Here is a 21,730-nt window from a genome sequence, read left to right as displayed (position 1 = left end):
CGCGGCCCGCCGGGCCGCGCGGAGTCGAGGGAGGGACCTACGACTCCGCCGCCCGCCCCACGCCGTAGTAGGTGAACCCGGCCGCGCGGACCTTGGCGGCGTCCCACACGTTCCGGCCGTCGAACAGCACCGGCTGCGCCATGAGCTGCTTCAGGCGCGCCAGGTCCGGCTGGCGGAACTCGTTCCACTCGGTCACGAGCAGGAGCGCGTCGGCGCCCTCGGCGGCGGCGTACGGCTCGTCCACCAGCGTCACCCCGCGCCCGCGGAAGATCCCGTCCGCCACCTGCGCGGCCACCGGGTCGTGCGCGCGCACCCGGGCGCCGGCGGCGAGCAGGCCCTCCACCACGGTGATGGCCGGCGCCTCGCGCATGTCGTCGGTGCGCGGCTTGAACGCGAGCCCCCACACGCCGAAGGTGCGGCCGGCCAGCGTGCCGAAGTGCTTCTGCGCCTTCTCCACCAGCCAGCGCTTCTGCCGCTCGTTCACGCGCTCCACCGCGCGGAGCAGGTCGAAGTCGAGGCCGAGGTGGCGCGCCATGCTCATCACCGCGCGCACGTCCTTCGGGAAGCAGGAGCCGCCGAAGCCCACCCCGGGGAACAGGAACGGGTGGCCGATGCGCCGGTCCGAGCCGATGCCGCGGCGGACCTGGTCCACGTCGGCGCCCAGCTTCTCGCAGAGCGTGGCGATCTCGTTCATGAACGAGATGCGCGTCGCCAGCATCGCGTTCGCCGCGTACTTCGTCAGCTCGGCGGAGCGCAGGTCCATGAACAGCACCGGCTGCTCGGCCCGGACGAACGGCGCGTACAGCTCGGCCATCACCGCGCGGGCGCGCTCGGAGGCGACGCCGACCACCACGCGATCCGGCCGCATGAAGTCGTCGATGGCGGCGCCTTCCTTCAGGAACTCGGGGTTGGAGACCACGTCGAACGGCTGCGCGGTCACCTCGCGGAGCGCCTCGGCCACCTTGTCGGCGCTGCCCACCGGCACCGTGCTCTTGTCCACCACCACCGTGTAGCGGGTGAGGTGGCGGCCGATCTCGCGGGCCGCGGCGAGCACGTAGGACAGGTCGGCGTCGCCGTTCTCGCCGGGCGGGGTGCCCACCGCGATGAACGCCACGTCGGCGTCCTTCATGGCCTCGGGGTACGAGGTGGTGAAGGACAGGCGCCGCTCCTTCACGTTGCGGCGCACCAGCTCCTCGAGCCCCGGCTCGTAGATGGGGATGCCGCCGGCGCGGAGCGTCTCGATCTTGGCGGCGTCGAGGTCGAGGCAGGTGACCCGGTGGCCCGACTCCGCGAAGCAGGTGCCGGTGACGAGGCCCACGTAGCCGGTGCCGACGACGGTGATGTTCATCGCTCGAGGTCCCTCACGGAAAGCAGAGGCGCGCAATCTAGCACGCCCCGGCCGGGCCGATCACGGCGCGACCACGAGGCGCGCCGCGGCCTCCTCGCCGCGGAGCTGGCGCAGGCGGGCGGGGTCGCTGGCGGCCTCCACCACCCGGTCCACCGCGACCCGCTCGGCGACCCCGAGCTCCGGGCGCACCGCCTCGGCGGCCTCGGCGACGTCCGGGAAGAACAGCGCCGCGAGCCGGCTGACGCCGTGGAGCGCGCGCGCGAGCCCGAGCGCGCGGGCCCGGGCCAGCACGTACTCGCGGTCGAGCGACAGCCGGAGCAGCTCGCGCACGTCCACGTACGTGATGAGCGGCGCGCGCAGGCCGAGGAGCGCCTGCTCGCCGACCGTGGAGAGGAGCGCGTCCTCCGCGGACGGGCGGGCGGCCGACGGGCCGAACGCCAGGTACGGCACGCTGCGCTGGAACAGCAGCGGATCGGCCGCCGCGCCGGAGAACAGCCCCTCCTGCGCCGCCACGGTGAGCCGGCCGTCGCCGAAGATCGCGGTGCGGCCGCCGTGCTCGGTGCGCTCGAGCTGCATGCCGCCGCGGATCGCGTCCGCGAAGCGCTGCGCGTCCTCGGCGGCGAGCGCGACGCGCAGGTCGCCCACCGGCCGGAACGCGAGGTGCGGGTAGAGCCAGTCGATGTAGGCGGCGGCGTCGAGCAGCACCACCGGCACGCCCTCGGCCGGCCGGAGCACGCCTCGCAGCGTCACCATCTTGAGGACGTTGTCGTTCGCGACGCCCTGGTACTGCGCCAGCAGCCGCTCGCGCAGCGCCTCCGGCGCCGAGGCGCCGAGCCGCGTGTGCTCGAGCTGGAAGGAGGCGAGCGGCGCGAGCCCGTGCGCCACGAGCACGTCGCCGAGCAGGCCGGGCTCGCAGTCGGGCAGGACCGCCGGCGGGGAGAAGGAGGTGAGCGCGCGCAGGGCGTCGAGGAGGGCCACGGCGTCGCCGGATGTAACCCGGCGAGCGCCCGGCGGCAATCGGCGAGACGCGCCGGGGCGGGCGAGGGTGCGCAGGTTCACCGGCACGGAGGACGCGACATGACCGAGCTCGACGGAACGCTCACCGATCTCGCCCGGCAGCGCAGCGTGGGCGAGCCCATCGTCAGCCTGTACCTGGACGTGCGCTGGGCCGACGAGCAGCAGCGCGAGCGGGTGCGGCTGTTCGTCCAGGAGCGCGTGCGGCACACGCTGGCGCACTATCCGCCCGGCACCCCCGACCGGCCCGCGCTCGACCGCACCCTGCAGCGCGTGCTGGAGCACGTGAACGGGCTCACCACGCAGGCCTCCCCGGCCGAGAAGGACGGGTTCGCGCTGTTCGCCTGCGAGGGCCTGGGGCTGTGGCAGCCCATGTCGTTCCGCCGGCCGTTCACCCCGGAGCTGTGCACCGACGCCATCCCGCACCTCGTCCAGCTCGCCCGCCTCGCCGACGACTTCGAGCCCGCCATCGTGGTGGTGCCGAACCAGGCCGGCGCCGACGTGTACGAGGTGCGGCTCGGCGACCTCGCGACGGAGTCGAGCCTGCGCGGCTTCGTGCCCCGCCGCGATCGGGACCGGTTCAACCCGGGCGCGGCGCGGCCGGGCCAGCGCTTCGAGCGGCAGGAGAAGGACGGGCGGCACGAGGAGGCCTTCATCCAGAAGAACCGGCGCGCCGCCGCGGCCGAGGTCGAGCTCCGGCTGTCGCGGACGCCGGGCGCGCACCTCGTGCTGGTGGGCACGGCGCAGAACGTGGCCGCGTTCGAGCGCGAGCTGCCGGAGCGGGCACGCGCGCGGGTGATCGCGCGCCTGCCGCGCCCGCGCGAGTGGGAGTCCACCGGTGGCGCGCGGCGCGACGGCGTGGTGGCCGGGGCGGCCGCGGCCGTCGCCGAGCACGAGCGCGCCGCGGAGCGCCGCATCGTGGACGTCCTCGTGGGCGAGGCGCTGCGCGGCGGCCTCGGCGTGGTCGGCCCGGAGGACGTGGTGCAGGCGCTGAACGAGGGCCGGGTGCACCGGCTGGTGCTGGAGGAGGACTTCCAGCGCGCCGGGTGGCAGTGCGACCGCTGCGCCGCGCTCGGCGCCACGCGCGGCGCCGACCTGTGCCCGTACTGCGGCGGCGACCTGCACATCGTGCAGCAGCTCGGCGAGGCGCTGGTGGCGCGGACGCTCGCGGGCGGCGGCGCGGTGGAGGTGGTGGCGCACGCGAACCGGCTGCACGGCTACCGCGGCGTGGGCGCGTTCCTCCGCCAGACCGCCCCCACCGGCCTGCGCGGCGCGAGCCCGCCGTGGCCGACGGCGTCCCTCGACTCCGGCCGTGCCTGACGGCACGGCCTACGCTCGGGATGAGCGGTCGTCGATCGCTCACCCTGAGCGTAGGCGAGCCGCAGGCTCGCCGGAGTCGAAGGGTCGGGATGAGCGGACGGATTCGAAGGGTGGGTGGGCTCCTCTACCCCTTCCACTCACGGTACGCGTCCGCGGCGCTGGACACGAGGTCGGCGTGGCGGACGGTCCAGCCCACCTCGGCGGCGCGGGCGGTCACCACCTGCTGGTCCATGGCGAGCGCGTCCGCCATCGGCCCCATCGCCTTGCGCGCCTCCTCGAGCGGCAGCTCGCGGACGGCGCCCTTGCCGGCGGCGCGGCTGTAGGCGGCGGCCGCGTCGGCGACCGGGGTCGGCCGGCCGTCCACGCCGTGGAACACCCCCTGCGCGCGCCGCTCGACCACCAGCCGGTACAGCTCCGCCAGGTCCTCCACGTGCACGAACGACCAGCGCTGCGTGCCGGGGGCGACGACCGTCGCCGCGCCCTCGCGCGTCGCCTGGTCGAACCACGGGGTGATGAGCCCGCGCCGCCCGCCGTAGACCATGCCCGGGCGGATCACCACGGCGGCGACGCGGTCGCCGGCCGCGCCCAGCACCCGCCGCTCGTGCGCCGGGCGCCACGCGGTCGCCGCCGCGGGGTGGTCGGTGGAGGCCTGCTCGTCGGCGACGCCGCCGGTGTCCCCGAGCACCCACACGCCCGAGGTGTACACCACCGAGAACGGCCGCCCCGCCGCGCGGGCCGCCGTGATCATCGCCTCGACCGCCTCGGCGTCGGCCGGCGGCCCGAGGCCGTAGTCCACCGCGGCGTGCACCACCGCGTCCTGCGCGGCGAGCTCGCGGGCGAGCGCGCCGACGTGGCCGAGGCCGCCCCGCACCGGGGTGGCGCCGTGGCGCCGCAGCTCGGCGTCCTTCTCCTCGGAGCGCGAGAGGCCGGTGACCTGGTGCCCGCCGCGCGCCAGGGCGGACACGATGGCGCTGCCGATGTACCCGGTCGCGCCGGTGACGAAGATCTTCATGGTGTCTCCTCCGGGCGGGAGGGGTAATGCGGGACCGCCCGGGTTGCACACGTCGCGATGGGGCCTGCGCGACGCCGCGCGCGCGCCCCGCCGCGAGCGGTGCCGGCCGAGCCGCGGCGCTGCAACGTTCGCGCGATGAGCGCCGGCCCGCCTGCTCGCATCCTCGTCGTCTTCGGGACCCGCCCCGAGGCCATCAAGCTCGCGCCGGTGATCGCGGCGCTGCGCGCCCGGCCCCGCGCCGAGGTGCGCGTGTGCCTCACCGGCCAGCACCGCGAGATGGTGGACGCGGTGCTGTCCTTCTTCGGCGTGACGGTGGACGAGGACCTCGCCATCATGCAGCCGGGGCAGAGCTTGAACGGCGTCGCCTCGCGCGCGCTCGCGGGTGTGGACCGGGTGCTGGGGGCGTTCGCGCCGGACTGGACCGTGGTGCAGGGCGACACCACCACCGCGTTCGCCGCGGCGCTCGCCGCGTTCCACCGGCGCGTCAAGGTCGCGCACGTCGAGGCGGGCCTCCGCAGCCACGACCGCTTCAAGCCCTACCCCGAGGAGGTGAACCGCGTGATGACCGCCGCGGTCACCGACCTGCACTTCTGCCCCACCGCGCAGGCCCGCGAGAACCTGCTCGCCGAGGGCCACGCGCCGGGCGCGATCCAGGTGGTGGGCAACACGGTGGTGGACGCGCTGCACCTCGCGGTCGCGAAGCTCGACGACCCCGCGGTCGAGCGGGAGGTGGCGCGCGGCCACGAGTGGCTCGATCCGGAGAAGCCGCTCGTGCTCGTCACCGGCCACCGCCGCGAGAGCTTCGGCGCGCCGTTCCGCGACCTCTGCCTCGCCATCCGCGAGCTGGCCCGGCGGAACGCGGTGCAGGTGGTCTACCCGGTGCACCTCAACCCGAACGTGCGCGGGCCGGTGTTCGACCTGCTGGGCGGCGCGCCCGGCGTGCGGCTCGTGGACCCGGTCGCCTATCCGACGCTGGTGTGGCTGGCCCGGCGGAGCCGCTTCATCCTCACCGACTCCGGCGGCATCCAGGAGGAGGCGGCCGCGCTGGGCCGGCCGGTGCTGGTGATGCGCGTGGTGACCGAGCGGCGCGAGAGCGTGGACGCCGGCGTGTCGCGCCTGGTCGGGACCGACCGCGGCGCGATCCTGGAGTGGTCGGAGCGGCTGCTGAACGACGAGGCCGCCTACCGGGCCATGGCGCGCACGGTGGACGTCTACGGCGACGGGCGCTCCAGCCAGCGCATCGCGGACGCGCTGGCCGGGCCGATCACGGCGTGAGCCGGCGCCGGGCGCGGCGGCGGCGGTTGCGCGCCTCCTTCGCGTACATCACCCAGCCGAGCGGCCCGAGCCGGTTGCGCAGCCGCCGGCCCTCGTCCACCGCGCCGAGCTCGATGAGCCGCGAGGCGAGCTTGGCGGGCACGCGGGCGCGGCCGAACGGCATCCGCGCGGCGTGCGCCTCGTAGAAGTGCGCCAGCACCGACGCGTAGCCGAGCTCGACGTCCGGCCGCCAGGTGAGGTTGCCGCCGTGCGCCGAGAAGCACACGAGCGGCTCCGCGAGGTGGCCGAGGCGCGGGTACTCGAGCGCCGCCTGGAGGTAGACGGCCTGGTCCGGCCCGGCGCCGTGGCGCAGGTACCCGAGCCGCTCCTCGCCGGGGAGCGCCAGCGACAGCCAGCGCGCGAGGTCCGCGCGCCGCGCCACCGCGCAGCAGGGCGAGCGCGGCACCTGCCGGCCGCGGGCGTCGTAGGCGATCTCGAGGTAGTCGGCCGCCGGCCGGACCGCCGGCCCGTCCAGCGCGTACATCACGCGCGCCGGCCCGACCGCCTTCGGCGCGTCGGGCGCCGGGGCGAGGCGCACGGCGGAGTACACGATCCCGACGCCCGGGTCCGCGTCGAGCAGCGCCACCGCGCGCTCCAGGAACGCCGGCTCGTACCAGTCGTCGGAGAACAGCAGCGCCGCGTACTGCGTCTCGCCCGCCAGCTCGGCGCAGCGCCGCCAGTTGCGGACCGGCCCGAGGTTCTCGGCGTTGCGGTGGGCGCGGATGCGCGGGTCCTGGGCGGCGTAGCGCTCGGCGAGCGCGAACGTGCCGTCGGGGCTGGCGTTGTCCACCACCACGCACTCCCACGACGCGAGCGTCTGCGCGCGCACCGAGTCGAGCGCCGTCGCGAGGAAGCGCTCGGAGCGGAAGCAGGGGACGAGGACGGAGACCTTGGGATCGGACAAGACGGAACTCGGCGGGGGATGGGAGGCGGCGTAGAATAGCACCCGCATGCCCCCCAGCCTCTCCGTCGTCACCATCTGCCTGAACGATCGCGCCGGGCTCGAGGCCACCCTCGACAGCGTGATCGGCCAGACCTACCGCGACCTCGAGGTGGTGGTGGTGGACGGGGGCTCCACCGACGGCAGCCTGGACGCGATCCGCGCCCGGGAGCCCCGCATCGCGCGCTGGGTGTCCGAGCCGGACGGCGGCATCTACGAGGGCCAGGGCAAGGGCGCCGCGCTGGCAAAGGGCGAGTGGCTGCTCTTCCTCAACGCCGGCGACCGGCTCGCCGCGCCCGACGCGCTCGAGCGGCTCATGACGCCGCGCCCGGTCGAGGACGTCGTGTACGGCGACGTCTGGATGGAGCGCGGCGGCCGCCTGCGGCCGTGGCGGGCGCCGGACCACCCGAGCGTCCTGCACCTGATGCGCAGCATGCTCCCGCACCAGGCCACCGCGTTCCGCCGCGCGCTGTTCCTCCGCCTCGGCGGCTACGACCTCTCCTTCCGGATCGCCGCCGACTACGACCTGCTGCTCCGCGCGCTCGTCGAGGCGCGCGCCACCACCCGCCACGTCCCGCACCTCGTCGCCATCCACAACGGCGAGGGCGTGTCCAACGACCCCGCCCGCACGCCGCGGCTGCGCGAGGAGCGGGCGCGCATCCAGGAGAAGGTGCTGCCGGAGGCGGTGCGCGAGGACTGGCGCGTGTACGAGGCGGTCGAGTCGCAGCTCCCCGGCCGCCGCGTGCGGGCGTGGTTCCGGCCGATGGCGCGGCCGCTGCGCCGGCTGAGCCGCGCGCTGCGCCGCATGCCGGACACCGGCGGCACGCACCGCCCCGACGCCGCGAAGGCGCCGAAGGGCTGAGCCGGTGCGCCCCTCCCCGATCGCCAACCTCGAAGGGCGGGCCGCGTGCGCGTCGCGCTGACCGGCGCCACCGGCTTCCTCGGCCGCGCGGTCGCGGCCGCGCTCGTCGCGCGCGGCCACGAGGTGCGGGTGCACGTCCGGCCCGGGCGCGAGGCCGCGCTCGGCCCTGCCCCGCGGCTCGAGCTCGTGCCCGGCGCGCTCGGCGACGCCGCGGCCGCCGGCGCGCTCGTCGCGGGGGCGGACGCGCTCGTGCACCTCGCCGCCCTGGGCGTGCAGAGCCGCGACCGCGACTGGGCGCGGATGGTCGAGGCGAACGTGGCCGCGCCGCTCGCGCTCCTCGACGCGGCCGCCGGCGCCGGCGTGGGCCGGGTGGTGGCGGCCGGCACCTGCCTCGAGTATCGCGGCCACGGGCGGCTGCCCGGGGCGCCGGCCGCGGGCGCGCCCACCTGCGCGGAGGACGCGCCGCTCGAGAGCGCCGACGGCTACGGCGCCACCAAGGCGGCGGGCGGCGTGGTGCTGCGGGCGCGAGCCCGGGCGCGCGGCGTGCCGCTGCGCTGGCTCCGCCTCGCCTCGATGTACGGCCCCGGCGACGATCCCGGGAAGCTCGTGCCCGGCGCGCTCCGCGCCGCGCGCGCCGGCGCGCCCTACGAGATGACCGCGGGCGAGCAGGTGCGCGAGTGGCTGCACCGCGCCGACGCGGTGGACGCGGTGGTGCGCGCGGTGGAGCACGGCTGGGGCGGCGCGGAGGTCGCGGACACCGTGAGCGTCGTGAACGTCGGCACCGGCGAGGGCGTGCGGCTCCTCGACCTCGTCCGCGAGGTCTACCGCGCCGCCGGCGCGGACCCGGCGCTCGTGCTCGCCGGCGCGCGGCCCTACCGCGAGGGCGAGGTGCACCGGCTGGTGATGGACGTGTCGCGCGCGGCGGCGGCGCTGGGCGGCTGGGCGCCGCGCGTCGCGCTCGCGGACGGGCTGGCGGCGCTCGCCGCCGCGGAGGAGACGGGATGAGCGGCAGGTGGATCGTGACCGGCGGCTGCGGGTTCGTGGGCTCGAACCTGGCGGCGTCGCTGCTCGACGACGGCGTCGAGGTGGTGGTGCTCGACACGCTGGTGCGGACCGGGTCGTCGGAGAACCTGGCCTGGCTGCGCGAGCGCGCGGCGCGCCCGGGCGCGGGGCGGCTCGTGCACCTCGCCTGCGACACGCGCTCGCGCACCGACGTCGAGCACGCGTTCGCGCGCTTCGGCGGCGGCGCGGTGGCGGTGGCGCACCTCGCCGGCCAGGTGGCGATGACCACCAGCATCGAGCGGCCGCGCTACGACTTCGAGGTGAACGTCCTCGGCGCGTTCAACGTGCTCGAGGCGGTGCGCGCCCACGCGCCGGCGGCGGCCGCGCTGTTCTCCTCCACCAACAAGGTCTACGGCGATCTCCTGGGCGTGCGCCACGAGGAGGGGCCCACCCGCTGGCTGCTGCCCGACCACCCGCACGGCCTCGACGAGGCGGTGCCGCTCGACTTCCACAGCCCCTACGGCTGCTCGAAGGGCGCCGCCGACCAGTACTTCCTCGACTACCACCGCATCTTCGGCCTCAGGACCGTCGTGTTCCGCCACAGCTCCATGTACGGCGGCCGCCAGTACGCCACCTACGACCAGGGCTGGGTGGGCTGGTTCTGCCAGCAGGCGCTGCGCCAGCGCGCCGAGGCGCGCGCGGGCCGGACGCCCGAGCCGTTCACCATCAGCGGCGACGGCAAGCAGGTGCGCGACCTGCTCTTCGCCGCCGACCTGGTCCGCTGCTACCGGCTGGCGGCGGCCGCGGCGGACCGGATCGCCGGGCGCGCCTACAACATCGGCGGCGGCCCGGAGCAGAGCCTGTCGCTGCTGGAGCTGTTCTCGGTGCTGGAGCGCAAGGTCGGCCAGCCGCTGCGGTTCGAGCGGCTCCCGGCGCGGCAGAGCGACCAGCGGGTGTTCGTGGCCGACGGGCGCCGGGCCGCGGCGGAGTTCGGGTTCGCGCCGGAGGTCGGCGTCGAGGCGGGGCTCGACCGCACGCTGGAGTGGCTCGAGCGGTCCGGCCGCTGATCGGGCGGCCCCGGCGCGCCCGGCCCTCGACGCCGGGCGAGGCTTCGCCTATCGTCCCGCGGACATGAAGGCCGTCATCCTCTGCGGCGGGCAGGGAACCCGCATCCGAGACGCGAGCGAGGTGCTGCCGAAGCCGATGCTGCCCATCGGCAACCGGCCCATCCTCTGGCACATCATGAAGGGCTACGCGCAGCACGGCGTGCGCGAGTTCGTGCTGTGCCTCGGCTACAAGGGCTCGGTCATCCGCGAGTTCTTCCTGAACTACCGCGCCATGACCACCGACGTGACCGTCACGCTCGGCCGCCACGACCGGATCGAGTTCCACGGCCAGCACGGCGAGGAGGACTGGAAGGTCACGCTCGCCGAGACCGGCGAGGCGACCATGACCGGCGGCCGCGTGGCCGCGGTCCGGCGCTACGTCGAGGGCGACGACCTGTTCTGCCTGACCTACGGCGACGGCGTCTCGGACCTCGACGTGGCCGCGTCCATCGAGGCGCACCGGCGGCACGGCAAGGTCGCCACGGTGGCGGCCGTGCGCCCGCCCGGCCGCTTCGGCGAGATGCGGCTCGACGGCGCCCGCGTCACCGAGTTCAACGAGAAGCCGAACGCCAGCGAGGGCTTCATCAACGGCGGCTTCTTCGTGCTCGACGCCAGGCGGATCTGGCCCTACATCGGCGACGACGCCCGGACCGTGCTGGAGCAGGAGCCGCTGCGGAAGCTGGCGCGCGACGGCGAGCTGGTGGCGTTCCCGCACACCGGCTTCTGGCAGCCCATGGACACCGCCCGCGAGTACGGCCTGCTGAACGACCTGTGGACGCGCGGGGTCGCGCCCTGGAAGACCTGGCCATGAGCGGCCCTGCCCCCACCGCCGCGGAGCTCGCCCGCGCCTACGCCGGCCGCCGCGTGCTCGTCACCGGCCACACCGGCTTCAAGGGGAGCTGGCTCACGCTCTGGCTCGAGAGCCTGGGCGCGAAGGTGACCGGGTACGCGCTCGCGCCCGCCGGCTCGCCCTCGCTCTACGTGGCCGCGGCGGTGGACGCCGCCTGCACGAGCGTGCTCGCCGACGTGCGCGACGCGGCGAACCTCGCCGCGGTGGTGCGCGAGGCGCGGCCGGAGCTGGTGTTCCACCTGGCCGCGCAGCCGCTCGTGCGCGCGTCGTACCAGGCGCCGGTGGAGACGCTCGAGACGAACGTGCTCGGCACCGCCCACCTGCTCGAGGCGGTGCGCGCCGCTGGCGTGCCCTGCGGCGTGGTCGTGGTGACGAGCGACAAGTGCTACGAGAACCGCGAGTGGGCCTGGGGCTACCGCGAGGACGAGCCCATGGGCGGGTTCGACCCCTACTCCATGTCCAAGGGGGCGACCGAGCTGGTGGTGTCGAGCTGGCGCCGGAGCTTCTTCCCGCCGGCCCGCCTCGCCTCGCACGGCGTGGCGCTCGCCAGCGCGCGCGGGCAACGTGGTCGGCGGCGGCGACTGGGCCGAGGACCGGATCGTGCCGGACGCCATCCGCGCGCTCGCGGCCGGCCGGCCCGTCCCGGTGCGCAACCCGCGCGGCGTCCGCCCCTGGCAGCACGTGCTCGAGCCGCTCGGCGGCTACCTCTTGCTGGGCGCGCGGCTCGCGCCGGGCGCGCCGGACCGCGCCGCGCACTGCGAGGCGTTCAACTTCGGCCCGCGCCACGAGGACGCGCGCACCGTCCGCGAGGTGGTGGAGACGCTCGTCGCCGCCTGGGGCCCGGGCGCCTGGGAGGACCGGAGCGACCCGGCCGCGCCGCACGAGGCCGGGGTGCTGCGCCTCTCGGTGGAGAAGGCCTGGGCGCGGCTGGGCTGGGCGCCGCGCTGGAGCTTCGAGGAGGGGCTGCGCCGGACGGTGGAGTGGTACCGGGCGCACGCCGCCGGCGCGGGCGCGCCCGCGCTCGCCGAGCTGTGCCGCGCGCAGATCCGCGCATACCTGGAGCGCTGAGTGTCGATCGATCCGAAGGAGCGGGAGCGCCAGCTCACCGCCGAGATCCTGGAGCGCGTGCGCGAGCTCGCGCGGCTGCGCGAGGGCGCCGAGCCGGCGTTCGTGCCCGGCAAGTCGCCGGTGCGCTACGCCGGCCGCGTGTACGGCGCGCCGGAGCTGACGAACCTGGTGGAGAGCGGCCTCGAGTTCTGGCTCACCGCCGGCCGCTGGCACCGGCGGCTGGAGGAGCGGCTCGCCGAGTGGTACGGCGTCGAGCACGCGCGCCTCGTGAACTCCGGCTCGTCCGCGAACCTGCTCGCGGTCGCGGCGCTCCGCTCGCACCTGCTCGGCGAGCGCCGGCTCCGCGCCGGGGACGAGATCATCACCGTCGCGGCCGGGTTCCCCACCACGGTGGCGCCGGCGCTCCAGCTCGGCCTCGTGCCGGTGTTCGTGGACGTGTCGCTGCCCGGCTACAACCTCGACGTCTCGCAGCTCGAGGCGGCGCGCTCGCCGCGGACCCGCGCGGTGATGGTGGCGCACACGCTCGGCAACCCGTTCGACCTCGCCGCGGTGAAGGCGTTCTGCGAGCGGCACCGGCTCTGGCTGGTCGAGGACAACTGCGACGCGGCCGGCTCGCTCTACCACGGGCGCAAGACCGGCACGTTCGGCGACCTCGCCACGCTGTCGTTCTACCCGCCGCACCACATGACCATGGGCGAGGGCGGCGCGGTGCTGACCTCGGACGACACGCTGAAGCGCGCGGTCGAGTCGCTGCGCGACTGGGGCCGTGACTGCTGGTGCAACCCCGGGGTGGACAACACCTGCCGCCGCCGCTTCGAGTGGCAGCTCGGCGAGCTGCCGCGCGGCTACGATCACAAGTACGTCTACGGCCACCTCGGCTTCAACCTGAAGGTCACGGACATGCAGGCCGCGGTGGGGCTGGCGCAGCTCGAGCGGCTGGCCGGGTTCGTCGAGGCGCGGCGCCGGAACTGGGCGTTCTACCGCGAGGCGCTCGGGGACCTGTCCGACGCGCTGGTGCTGCCCGAGCCCACGCCCGGCTCCGAGCCGTCCTGGTTCGGCTTCATGATGACCGTGCGCGAGGGCGCCGCCGTCACGCGCGACGCGCTGGTCCGCCACCTGGAGGGCCGCAAGATCCAGACCCGCATGCTGTTCGCCGGGAACCTGGTGCGGCAGCCCGCGCTCACCCAGCTCGTGCAGGACGCCCGCGACGAGGGCCGGCCGCCGCCGTTCCGGGTGGTGGGGGAGCTCGTCAACACCGACGCGATCATGAACCGCTCGCTGTGGGTGGGCGTGTATCCCGGGTTGACCGAGGCCATGCGCGCGTACGTGGCGGAGAGCATCCGGGACGGCGTGCGCGGCGCGCGCTGACCGCCCGCTCGCGGCGCGGCGCCGGGGCGGTTACACTGCGCGTCCCGATGCGAACCGCCTGCGCGTCCGTCCTCGTCGCCGCCCTCCTGACCGCCAGCACCGCTCGTGGTTCGACAAGCTCACCACGAGCGGACGCGGAGGATGGGTCACCCGCTCGTGGTTCGACAAGCTCACCACGAGCGGAAGCAGCAGGCTCACCACGAGCGGAAGCCGCCCCGCTCACCCCGAGCCTGTCGAGGGGCGAGCGGGGATGCACCCAGGTCCCGCTTTCGGTGGACGGGATCGGCACCCCCGCCGACGAGCTGCTCCGCCTCGGCGAGCTGTCCGGCGCGGTCCCCCTCTCGCCGCGCGTGCTGCGCCGCGCCGGCGCGCGGGTGGAGGCGCGCTGCGCGGAGGGCGCGCTGCCCTGGGACACCGCCGGGCTCGAGGCGCGCGCGGGCGCGGACGGCGTCCGGCTCGTGCCGCTCCGGCTCGACGCCGCCTGGAACTCGCACTACCCGTCCGGCGGGAACGACGGCCTGCTCTGGGCCGGCCGCGGGACCTCGTCGATGCTCTCCGGCGGCGCGTCCTTCCGCTGGGGCGCGCTCTCCGGCGCGCTCGCGCCGGCCGTCTCCTGGTCGCAGAACCGCTGGTTCACCACCCGCCAGAACGGCCAGGCCGGCGACCTCGCCTTCCGGAACCCGTTCTACGGCGACGGCATCGACTACCCGCAGCGCTTCGGCGCCGGCCCGTTCGCGGACTGGAGCCTCGGCCAGAGCTACCTGCGCGCCGACGCGTGGAACGTGGCCGTCGGGATCTCCACCGAGAACCTCTGGATCGGCCCCGGGATCCGGAACGCGCTCACCATGACGAACGCCGCGCCCGGCTTCCCGCACGCGTTCGTCGGCACCTCGCGCCCCGCGAACATCGGCATCGGCACGGCCGAGGTGCTGGTGTACTGGGGCCGCCTCTCGCGCTCGACCTACGTCGCGCACCCCACTCACCCGATGGTGAGCGGGCTCGTGCTCGACTACACGCCGCGCTGGGTGCCCGGGCTCACGGTCGGGCTCTCGCGCCAGTTCGTGCAGGTGTGGGACGGCCTGCGGGTGGGCGACTGGCTGGCGGTGTTCCAGAGCCCGCGCAAGAACGACCTGAAGGGCTGGTACGACGATCCCACCGGCAACAACCCCAACGACAACCAGCTCGCCTCGCTGTTCGCGCGCTGGGTGTTCCCCGAGGCGCGGCTCGAGATCTACGGCGAGTTCGGCCGCGAGGACCACGAGGGCTCGCTGTACCAGTACGTCCGCGAGACCGACCACACCGGCGCGTACCTGCTCGGCCTCCAGAAGCTGTTCGGCGGCGGCGCGCGCACCGTGCGCCTCCAGCTCGAGGCCACCGCGCTCCAGGCCGTGCGTCCCCCCGACAGCCTGCGCGGCATGCCGAGCTGGTACACCCACGCGCGCGACCTCTCGTGGACGAACGAGGGCCAGCTCCTCGGCGCCTCCATCGGCCCCGGCTCGGACAGCCAGACGGTGGCGGTGGACGTGTTCGGGCCGCGCGGGCGCATCGGCGGGTACCTCGAGCGCGTCCGCCGCGACAACGCCTACTACTGGAGCACCATCGAGCCGCTCCGCGACGACGCGCTCACCCAGGACGTCGAGGTGACCGCCGGCGCGCGCCAGCTCCTGCTCGCCGGGCCGTTCGAGGTCTCGTGGGACGCGAGCGCGTCCTACCGCTGGTCGCGGGCGTTCCTGCCGCGGAACGAGCCCAACCTGCGGCTCGTGGTGCAGGTGGCGCTGCCGCTCACGCCGACGCGCTGACGTCGCGCGCCGGGTCCGGCTCGACGCCGCCGCCGGGCTCGCCACCCGTCGCGCCCGCGGCGTCCGGGCCCGCGCCGGCCGCGTCGGGCCGCGCCGAGGTCGGGCGCAGCACCGCGATGAGCGAGAGCGGCGGGAACGGCAGCGCGCGGTCGATCACCCGGAACAGCGGCGTGAGCAGGTTGAGCGCCTTGATCTGCACGAGGCCGAAGGAGCGGCGCTTCAGGAGCTTGCCGTTCAGCCACCAGGCCGGCGTGCCCACCCGGTTGAAGTGCAGGAGCTCCTGCACCTCGAAGCCGGCCTTCGTGGCGAGCTCCACCAGCGTGTTCTCGGTGTAGCGCCGCTTGTGCCCCAGCACCTCGTCGAGCGTGCCGAACAGGTCCGGGCCGCGCGGCACGAGCACGATGGCGCGGCCGGTCTCGGCGAGCGCCGCGCGGACGTTCCTGAGCGCGCCGAGGTCGTCGTCCACGTGCTCGATGATGTTGAGGCACACCACCGTGTCGAAGCCGCCCTCCACCGTGGGGAACGACTCGCCCTTCGTGACGTCGGTGAGCGTGACGTCGAGGTAGGGCCGGTCGAGCGTGAGGCCGCGGAGCGTCTGGAGGTAGAGCGGGTTGACGTCGGAGGCGACGTAGGTGTTGCGCGGGACGAGGCGGCGGGTGAGGTTGCCGGTGCCGCTCCCGATCTCGAGCACGCGCTGCCCGCAGAACGGCCGGATGACGTCCGCCATCCAGGCGTTGAAGCGCGGCGCGCGGGCGAGCCGGCCCAGGATCTGCGAGCCGTACGCGTCCTCCTGGTAGACGTGGTCGGAGAGCCAGAAGCGGGTGATGGCCCACAGCGCCTTCACGCCGTCCCGCCAGTTGATCTTCTTGCCCTCCTGGTAGGTCCGCCCCGAGTAGCTGATGGGGATCTCGAAGATGCGCGCCTCGCGCTTCGCGAGCTTGATGGTCAGCTCGGGCTCGAGCCGGAAGTCGTTCGAGACGATGGGGATCGACTTCAGGAGGTCGGTGCGGACCGCCTTGTAGCAGGTCTCCATGTCGGTCAGGTTCACGTTGGTCACCCAGTTGGTGAGGAACGTGAGCAGCCGGTTGCCGAGCTCGTGGCGGAACAGCAGCGCGCGCCGGGCCTCGCCGCCCGCGAAGCGCGAGCCGAACACCGCGTCCGCCTCCTCCTCCACGAACACCTTCACGATGCGGGCGAGGTCGCGCGGGTGGTACTCGAGGTCCGCGTCGTGGATCACCGACAGCTCGCCGTCCGCCTCGGCGAGCGCGGTGCGGATGGCGCGGCCCTTCCCGCCGTTCATGACGTGGCGGAGGAACACCCACTCGAACTTGCCCTGCCGGCCGTGCCCGCACAGCTCCACGCCGTTCTCGATGGGCCCGTTCTCCAGCCACTGGACGCCGCGGGCGGCGGCGAAGGCGCGCAGGACCTCGCCGGTCGCGTCGCGCGAGCAGTCGTCCACCACCACCACCTGCACGCGCTCGAGGTGCGGCGAGCCGTCCAGGATCTCGAGCCTGCCGAGGGAGGTCGAGACGAGGTGCTGCTCGTTGTAGACGGGGACCAGGACGGAGAGGGAGGTCATCGCGGTGCGGTTCTAGCAGACGCGGGGGACCCGGGGTACTCGCGGGCGGGGAGCGGCCGAGCCGCCGGGCGGGTCGCGTTCCGCGCCCGGACGGTCCGTCCGCCGCCCGCGTCCGAGGCGGAGCTGCGGCAAACGGGCGCCCTCCGACCCTCTACGGGCACCATGGCTCCCCGGCATGAAACCCCCCGCCCCCGGTGGTAGGTTCGGCCGTCCCTGGCCCCCCCACGCAGGCGGGCGCCCGGGACGAGACGGAGCACGGCCCGCTGGGCCGGCCGCAGGGGGAACAGCGTGATCAAGGAACTCGAGGCGCGGATCGCCGCGCGCACCGCGCGCGTGGGCGTCATCGGCCAGGGCTACGTGGGGCTGCCGCTGGCGCTGGTGTTCCGGGAGGCCGGCTTCCCGGTGCTGGGGCTGGACGTGGATCCCGCCAAGATCGCCGCCATCTCGCGGGGCGAGTCGTACATCAAGCACATCGGCCCCGACCGCGTGAAGGCCGCGGTGGAGAGCGGCCAGTACACCGCCACCACCGACTTCGAGCGGCTGCGCGAGTGCGACGCGATCCTCATCTGCGTCCCCACGCCGCTCGGCCCGCACCGCGAGCCCGACAACTCGTACATCCACTCCACCGCCGAGAAGATCGCGAAGCAGCTCCGCCCCGGGCAGCTCGTGGTGCTCGAGTCCACGACGTACCCCGGCACGACCGACGAGGAGGTGAAGCCCCTGCTCGAGAAGAGCGGGCTCCGCTTCGGCGAGGACTTCCTGCTCGCGTTCTCGCCCGAGCGCGAGGACCCGGGCCGCAAGGACTTCAGCACGAAGACCATCCCGAAGGTGGTCGGCGGCGTGGACGAGGCGTCCACCCGCGCCGCGGCCGCGCTGTACGGCGCCGCGCTCGAGAACGTGGTGCCCGTGTCGAGCGCGCGGGTGGCCGAGTCCTGCAAGCTGCTCGAGAACGTGTTCCGGTCGGTGAACATCGCGCTCGTGAACGAGCTGAAGGTGATCTTCGACCGGATGGACATCGACGTGTGGGAGGTGATCCGCGCCGCGTCCACGAAGCCCTTCGGCTTCATGCCGTTCTACCCGGGCCCGGGCCTCGGCGGGCACTGCATCCCGCTCGACCCGTTCTACCTCTCGTGGAAGGCCGCCGAGCACGGCGAGTGGGCGCGCTTCATCGAGCTCGCCGGCGAGATCAACACCCGGATGCCGCGGTACGTGGCGCAGAAGGTGGCCGACGCGCTGAACGGCGACCACAAGTCGGTGAAGGGCTCGCGGGTGCTGGTGCTCGGGCTCGCCTACAAGGCGAACATCGACGACGACCGCGAGTCGCCCTCGTACGAGATCATCGAGCTGCTCCGCGAGGGCGGCGCCGACGTGGACTACTGCGACCCGTACTTCCCGAAGACCCACCGGACCCGCAAGCACGACCTCGGCCTCTCGTCGGTGCCGCTCGACGCCGCCACGTTCGCGTCCTACGACGCCGTGGTGGTCGCGACCGCGCACGAGCTGTTCAAGGACCCGAAGCTCTTCCGCGGCGTGCGCCTGGTGGTGGACACGCGCAACATGCTCCCCGCGCTCGTGCAGGGGAGCGGCGGGCCGCGGGTGGTGAAGGCGTAGCAGCGGGCGGGCGCGGGCTACCCCCGCGCCACCCACTGCGCGTGGAAGCGGTCCAGCGCGACGTCGATCGCGAGCGGCTTCGCCCGGAGCAGCGCCATCGCGCGGCCGACGTCGAGGCCGCTCCGCAGCGGCCGCGGCGCGAGCAGCTTCGCGTCGGCGGTCTTCACCGGCACGATCTCGCCCGAGAGGCCGAAGCGCGCCGCCACGCGGCGGGCGAAGTCAACGCGGTCGAGCGCGGTCGCGCCCGCGGTGTGGAGCACGCCCCGGAGGTCGTGCTCGAGGAGCAGCTCGAGCGTCATCTCCGCCGCGCTCTCGGCGAGCGTCGGCGAGACCACCTGGTCCGAGAACGCCTTCACCGGCTCGCCGCGCGAGAGCTTCTCCACCACCTGCGTGGCGAAGGTCGCCTTCGCTCCCGGCCGACCGCTGTACACCACCGCCACCCGCGCCACCGCCGCGTCCGGCGCGATCACGAGCGCCGCCTCCTCGCCGCAGCGCTTCGTGCGCGCGTAGGCGCCCTGCGGGTTGGGCAGGTCGTCCTCGCGGTAGCGGCCCCGCGTGCCGTCGAAGACGTAGTCGGTGGAGACCGCCACGAGCCGCGCGCCCAGGGCGCGGCAGGCGCGGGCCACCTGCTCGGTGCCGCCCACGTTCGCGCGCCAGGCGAGCTCCGGCTCGCGCTCGCAGCCGTCCACGTCGGTCATGGCGCCCGCGTGGAGGACCGCCTCGGGCCGGAGCTCGAGGAGCGTGCGCTCGACCGAGCGCCCGTCCGACAGGTCCGCGTCGGCCCAGGCGAAGCGCCCTGGCGCGAGCCGGCACGGGCCGCGCCCGAGGCCGACCACCTCGTGACCGCCCGACACGGCCAGCGTGACCGCGGCGCCGCCCAGCAGCCCGTTCGCCCCGGTGATCGCGATGCGCACGGGGCGAGCCTACCGCCGATCCGCGCTGCGGCAAACGAGCCCGCCCGACCCGGCGCGGGCATCGTGCCTCCCGGGCATGAAGGCCGCTGCCGGTGGTAGGGTTGGCCGTCCGTGGCGCCGCCCAGCCGGCGCGCGGCCGTACTCTGCGGAAGACGACCTCATGACCAGGCGCAAGGGAATCATCCTCGCGGGCGGAGCCGGGACGCGGCTCTATCCGGCCACGCTCGCGATCTCGAAGCAGCTCCTGCCGGTCTACGACAAGCCGATGGTGTACTACCCGCTCAGCGCGCTCATGCTGGCGGGGATCCAGGACATCCTCGTCATCTCGACGCCCCAGGACACCCCGCGCTTCCAGGAGCTGCTCGGCGACGGCAGCCAGTGGGGGCTCCGGCTCGAGTACCAGGTGCAGCCCAGGCCGGAGGGGCTGGCGCAGGCGTTCGTCATCGGCGCCGACTTCGTGCGCGGCGGCCCCTCGGCGCTGGTGCTCGGCGACAACATCTTCTACGGCCACGAACTGCAGAGCGTGCTGCGGGACGCCGACGCCCGCACCGACGGCGCGACCGTCTTCGCCTACGCGGTGACCGACCCCGAGCGCTACGGCGTGGTGGAGTTCGACGGCGAGCGCCGCGCGGTGAGCATCGAGGAGAAGCCCGCGAAGCCCAAGTCGCGCTACGCCGTCACCGGCCTCTACTTCTACGACCACAACGTGGTCGAGCTCGCCTCCACCATCCGGCCCTCCGCCCGTGGCGAGCTCGAGATCACCGACCTCAACCGCCTCTACCTCGAGCGCGGCCAGCTCTCGGTCGAGATCATGGGCCGCGGCTACGCCTGGCTCGACACCGGCACGCACGACTCGCTCCTCGACGCGGGGCAGTTCATCGCCACCATCGAGAAGCGGCAGGGGCTCAAGATCGCGTGCCCGGAGGAGGTCGCCTGGCGGCGGGGCTGGATCAGCGACGCGCAGCTCGAGGAGCGCGCCGCGGCGCTCGGCAAGTCCACGTACGGTCAATACGTGCGGAGCCTGCTCGAGACGCGGGTGTTCTGATGCACGCCCGTGCCACCCCGTTGCCCGGCCTGCTGGTGGTCGAGCCGCGCGTCTTCGGCGACGCGCGCGGCTTCTTCTTCGAGAGCTTCAACCAGCGGGCGTTCGACGCGGCCGTGGGCCGGCACGTGGAGTTCGTGCAGGACAACCACAGCCTCTCCACCCGCAACGTGCTCCGCGGGCTGCACTACCAGCTCCCCAACCCGCAGGGGAAGCTCGTGCGCGTCACGCGCGGCGAGGTGTTCGACGTGGCGGTGGACCTCCGCCGCGGCTCGCCCACGTTCGGGCGCTGGGCCGGGGAGACCCTCTCCGCCGAGGACAAGCGGCAGCTCTGGATCCCCGAGGGCTTCGCGCACGGCTTCCTCGTGCTCTCCGACGAGGCCGAGTTCGTCTACAAGATCACCGACTACTGGCACCCCGAGCACGAGCACTGCATCCGGTGGGACGACCCGGCCCTCGGCATCGACTGGCCCACCGGCGGCGCACCGCCGATCGTGTCGGCGAAGGACGCCGGCGGCAGGTCCTTCCGCGAGGCGGCCGTGTTCGAGGGCCCGGAGCATTCCAAGTGAACGTCCTCCTCACCGGCGGCTGCGGCTTCATCGGCTCCAACCTGGTCCGGCTGCTCCTCGCCGAGCGGCCCGGCTGGCGCGTCGTCAACCTCGACAAGCTCACCTACGCCGGGAACGCCGAGAACCTCGCGGACGTGAAGGGCAGCTCGCAGTACCGCTTCGTCCGCGGCGACATCGGCAACGGCGAGCTGGTGGCCGACGTCTTCCGCACGGAGCGCATCGACGCGGTGATGCACCTCGCCGCCGAGAGCCACGTGGACCGGTCGATCCTGGCGCCCGCGGTGTTCATCGACACGAACGTGCGCGGCACGCAGGTGCTGCTCGAGGCCGCGCGCGAGCACGGCGTGAAGCGCTTCCTGCACGTCTCGACCGACGAGGTGTACGGCTCGCTCGGTCCCAGCGGCTACTTCACCGAGACGACGCCGCTCGACCCGTCCTCGCCCTACTCGGCGTCGAAGGCGTCGAGCGACCTGCTCGCGCTCGCGTACGCGCACACGTTCAAGCTCCCGGTGGTGGTGACCCGCTGCTCCAACAACTACGGGCCCTACCAGTTCCCCGAGAAGCTCATCCCGCTCATGATCGCGAACGCGCTCCGGGACCTCCCGCTGCCCGTGTACGGCGACGGGATGAACGTGCGCGACTGGATCCACGTCGAGGACCACTGCCGCGGGCTGCTCGCCGCGCTCGAGCACGGCCACGACGGCGAGGTCTACAACTTCGGCGCGTCGAGCGAGCGGCACAACATCGACATCGTGAAGCAGGTGCTGCGCCACGTGGGCAAGCCGGAGACGCTCATCACCTACGTGAAGGACCGGCTCGGCCACGACCGCCGCTACGCCATCGACGCGACCAAGGCGCGCGCGAAGCTCGGCTGGGCGCCGCGGCACCACTTCGAGGCCGCGCTCGGCGACACGGTCCGCTGGTACCGGGAGCACCGCGCCTGGTGGGAGCGGATCATCTCCGGCGAGTACCTGACGTACTACGAGACGCAGTACGGGCGAGGGTAGCCGTC

At 74.5% G+C, this 21,730-nt stretch carries 19 protein-coding genes and 1 pseudogene; 14 read left to right on the top strand and 6 right to left on the bottom strand.

Features of this window, described 5'->3' with window-relative positions:
* Positions 1-37: 37 nt before the first annotated feature.
* Together ADEH_RS22230 and ADEH_RS22225 are read right to left on the bottom strand one after the other, a co-directional pair.
* Positions 38-1,348, bottom strand: a complete 1,311-nt coding sequence (locus ADEH_RS22230) for a UDP-glucose dehydrogenase family protein (RefSeq protein ID WP_011423350.1) — start codon at positions 1,346-1,348, stop codon at positions 38-40.
* A 60-nt stretch (positions 1,349-1,408) separates the two neighbouring features.
* Positions 1,409-2,326: a nucleotidyltransferase family protein gene (locus ADEH_RS22225; RefSeq protein WP_232287386.1), complete on the bottom strand. Its 918-nt coding sequence runs from the start codon at positions 2,324-2,326 to the stop codon at positions 1,409-1,411.
* Positions 2,327-2,425: 99 nt separating this feature from the next.
* Here ADEH_RS22225 and ADEH_RS22220 point away from each other — a divergent pair, with 99 nt between their 5' ends.
* Complete coding sequence (locus tag ADEH_RS22220) at positions 2,426-3,682, top strand: hypothetical protein (RefSeq protein ID WP_041453777.1); 1,257 nt, start codon at positions 2,426-2,428, stop codon at positions 3,680-3,682.
* A 124-nt stretch (positions 3,683-3,806) separates the two neighbouring features.
* On the opposite strand, the gene ADEH_RS22215 is transcribed toward ADEH_RS22220, so the two are convergent.
* The gene (locus ADEH_RS22215) at positions 3,807-4,694 is read right to left on the bottom strand and encodes an NAD-dependent epimerase/dehydratase family protein (protein WP_041453776.1); all 888 of its coding nucleotides are present in this window, start codon (positions 4,692-4,694) and stop codon (positions 3,807-3,809) included.
* Positions 4,695-4,829: 135 nt separating this feature from the next.
* Between ADEH_RS22215 and wecB the strand changes: the two genes are divergently transcribed.
* Entirely contained in the window at positions 4,830-5,969 is a 1,140-nt protein-coding gene (wecB, locus tag ADEH_RS22210; RefSeq protein ID WP_011423347.1) for a non-hydrolyzing UDP-N-acetylglucosamine 2-epimerase, read from the top strand.
* Here wecB and ADEH_RS22205 read toward each other — a convergent pair.
* Positions 5,959-6,912 (bottom strand): glycosyltransferase family 2 protein, encoded by a 954-nt coding sequence (locus ADEH_RS22205; RefSeq protein ID WP_011423346.1) that lies wholly within the window; start codon positions 6,910-6,912, stop codon positions 5,959-5,961. The genes wecB and ADEH_RS22205 overlap by 11 nt on opposite strands.
* A 46-nt stretch (positions 6,913-6,958) precedes the next feature.
* Here ADEH_RS22205 and ADEH_RS22200 point away from each other — a divergent pair, with 46 nt between their 5' ends.
* The 8 genes and pseudogenes from ADEH_RS22200 (at position 6,959) to ADEH_RS22170 (ending at position 15,003) form a co-directional block, all read left to right on the top strand.
* The gene (locus ADEH_RS22200) at positions 6,959-7,810 is read left to right on the top strand and encodes a glycosyltransferase family 2 protein (RefSeq protein ID WP_011423345.1); all 852 of its coding nucleotides are present in this window, start codon (positions 6,959-6,961) and stop codon (positions 7,808-7,810) included.
* Between the two features lie 45 nt (positions 7,811-7,855).
* Positions 7,856-8,815 (top strand): NAD-dependent epimerase/dehydratase family protein, encoded by a 960-nt coding sequence (locus ADEH_RS22195; protein ID WP_011423344.1) that lies wholly within the window; start codon positions 7,856-7,858, stop codon positions 8,813-8,815.
* Positions 8,812-9,879: an NAD-dependent epimerase/dehydratase family protein gene (locus ADEH_RS22190; RefSeq protein WP_011423343.1), complete on the top strand. Its 1,068-nt coding sequence runs from the start codon at positions 8,812-8,814 to the stop codon at positions 9,877-9,879. The genes ADEH_RS22195 and ADEH_RS22190 overlap by 4 nt, the downstream gene beginning before the upstream one ends.
* Positions 9,880-9,943: 64 nt before the next feature.
* Positions 9,944-10,729 (top strand): glucose-1-phosphate cytidylyltransferase, encoded by a 786-nt coding sequence (rfbF, locus tag ADEH_RS22185; RefSeq protein WP_011423342.1) that lies wholly within the window; start codon positions 9,944-9,946, stop codon positions 10,727-10,729.
* Positions 10,726-11,214: pseudogene (locus tag ADEH_RS23835) on the top strand (GDP-mannose 4,6-dehydratase); the annotation flags it as partial. The gene rfbF and the pseudogene ADEH_RS23835, both read left to right, overlap by 4 nt.
* A 154-nt stretch (positions 11,215-11,368) precedes the next feature.
* Positions 11,369-11,836 (top strand): hypothetical protein, encoded by a 468-nt coding sequence (locus ADEH_RS23380; protein WP_198133803.1) that lies wholly within the window; start codon positions 11,369-11,371, stop codon positions 11,834-11,836.
* Positions 11,837-13,204 carry a lipopolysaccharide biosynthesis protein RfbH gene (gene rfbH, locus ADEH_RS22175; protein WP_011423341.1) on the top strand — a complete coding sequence of 456 codons (1,368 nt, stop codon included), beginning with the start codon at positions 11,837-11,839 and terminating at the stop codon, positions 13,202-13,204. It begins immediately after the preceding gene.
* Positions 13,205-13,476: 272 nt separating this feature from the next.
* Complete coding sequence (locus ADEH_RS22170; protein WP_041453775.1) at positions 13,477-15,003, top strand: capsule assembly Wzi family protein; 1,527 nt, start codon at positions 13,477-13,479, stop codon at positions 15,001-15,003.
* Here the strand turns inward: ADEH_RS22170 and ADEH_RS22165 are convergent.
* A complete protein-coding gene (locus ADEH_RS22165) occupies positions 14,987-16,582 on the bottom strand; it encodes a glycosyltransferase (RefSeq protein ID WP_011423339.1) in 1,596 nt (531 codons plus the stop codon). The two genes, ADEH_RS22170 and ADEH_RS22165, sit on opposite strands and share 17 nt — an antisense overlap.
* 288 nt (positions 16,583-16,870) lie before the next feature.
* Between ADEH_RS22165 and ADEH_RS22160 the strand changes: the two genes are divergently transcribed.
* Positions 16,871-18,193 (top strand): nucleotide sugar dehydrogenase, encoded by a 1,323-nt coding sequence (locus ADEH_RS22160; RefSeq protein ID WP_011423338.1) that lies wholly within the window; start codon positions 16,871-16,873, stop codon positions 18,191-18,193.
* A 17-nt stretch (positions 18,194-18,210) separates the two neighbouring features.
* Here the strand turns inward: ADEH_RS22160 and ADEH_RS22155 are convergent, their stop codons facing one another.
* Positions 18,211-19,107 (bottom strand): SDR family oxidoreductase, encoded by an 897-nt coding sequence (locus tag ADEH_RS22155; protein WP_011423337.1) that lies wholly within the window; start codon positions 19,105-19,107, stop codon positions 18,211-18,213.
* 160 nt (positions 19,108-19,267) lie between these two features.
* Between ADEH_RS22155 and rfbA the strand changes: the two genes are divergently transcribed.
* From rfbA to rfbB, 3 genes are read left to right on the top strand one after another with little or no spacing between them, the layout of a single operon-like run.
* The gene (rfbA, locus tag ADEH_RS22150) at positions 19,268-20,152 is read left to right on the top strand and encodes a glucose-1-phosphate thymidylyltransferase RfbA (protein ID WP_011423336.1); all 885 of its coding nucleotides are present in this window, start codon (positions 19,268-19,270) and stop codon (positions 20,150-20,152) included.
* Complete coding sequence (gene rfbC / locus ADEH_RS22145) at positions 20,152-20,718, top strand: dTDP-4-dehydrorhamnose 3,5-epimerase (RefSeq protein WP_011423335.1); 567 nt, start codon at positions 20,152-20,154, stop codon at positions 20,716-20,718. Before rfbA ends, rfbC begins: the two co-directional genes overlap by 1 nt.
* Entirely contained in the window at positions 20,715-21,725 is a 1,011-nt protein-coding gene (gene rfbB, locus ADEH_RS22140; protein ID WP_011423334.1) for a dTDP-glucose 4,6-dehydratase, read from the top strand. Before rfbC ends, rfbB begins: the two co-directional genes overlap by 4 nt.
* The last annotated feature ends 5 nt before the right edge of the window (positions 21,726-21,730 follow it).

This window comes from Anaeromyxobacter dehalogenans 2CP-C (assembly GCF_000013385.1).
In the GTDB taxonomy this organism is placed as follows: Bacteria; Myxococcota; Myxococcia; order Myxococcales; family Anaeromyxobacteraceae; genus Anaeromyxobacter; species Anaeromyxobacter dehalogenans_B.
The sequence above is the reverse complement of the archived record's forward strand: the minus strand, read 5'-3'. Positions and strand labels throughout refer to the sequence as shown.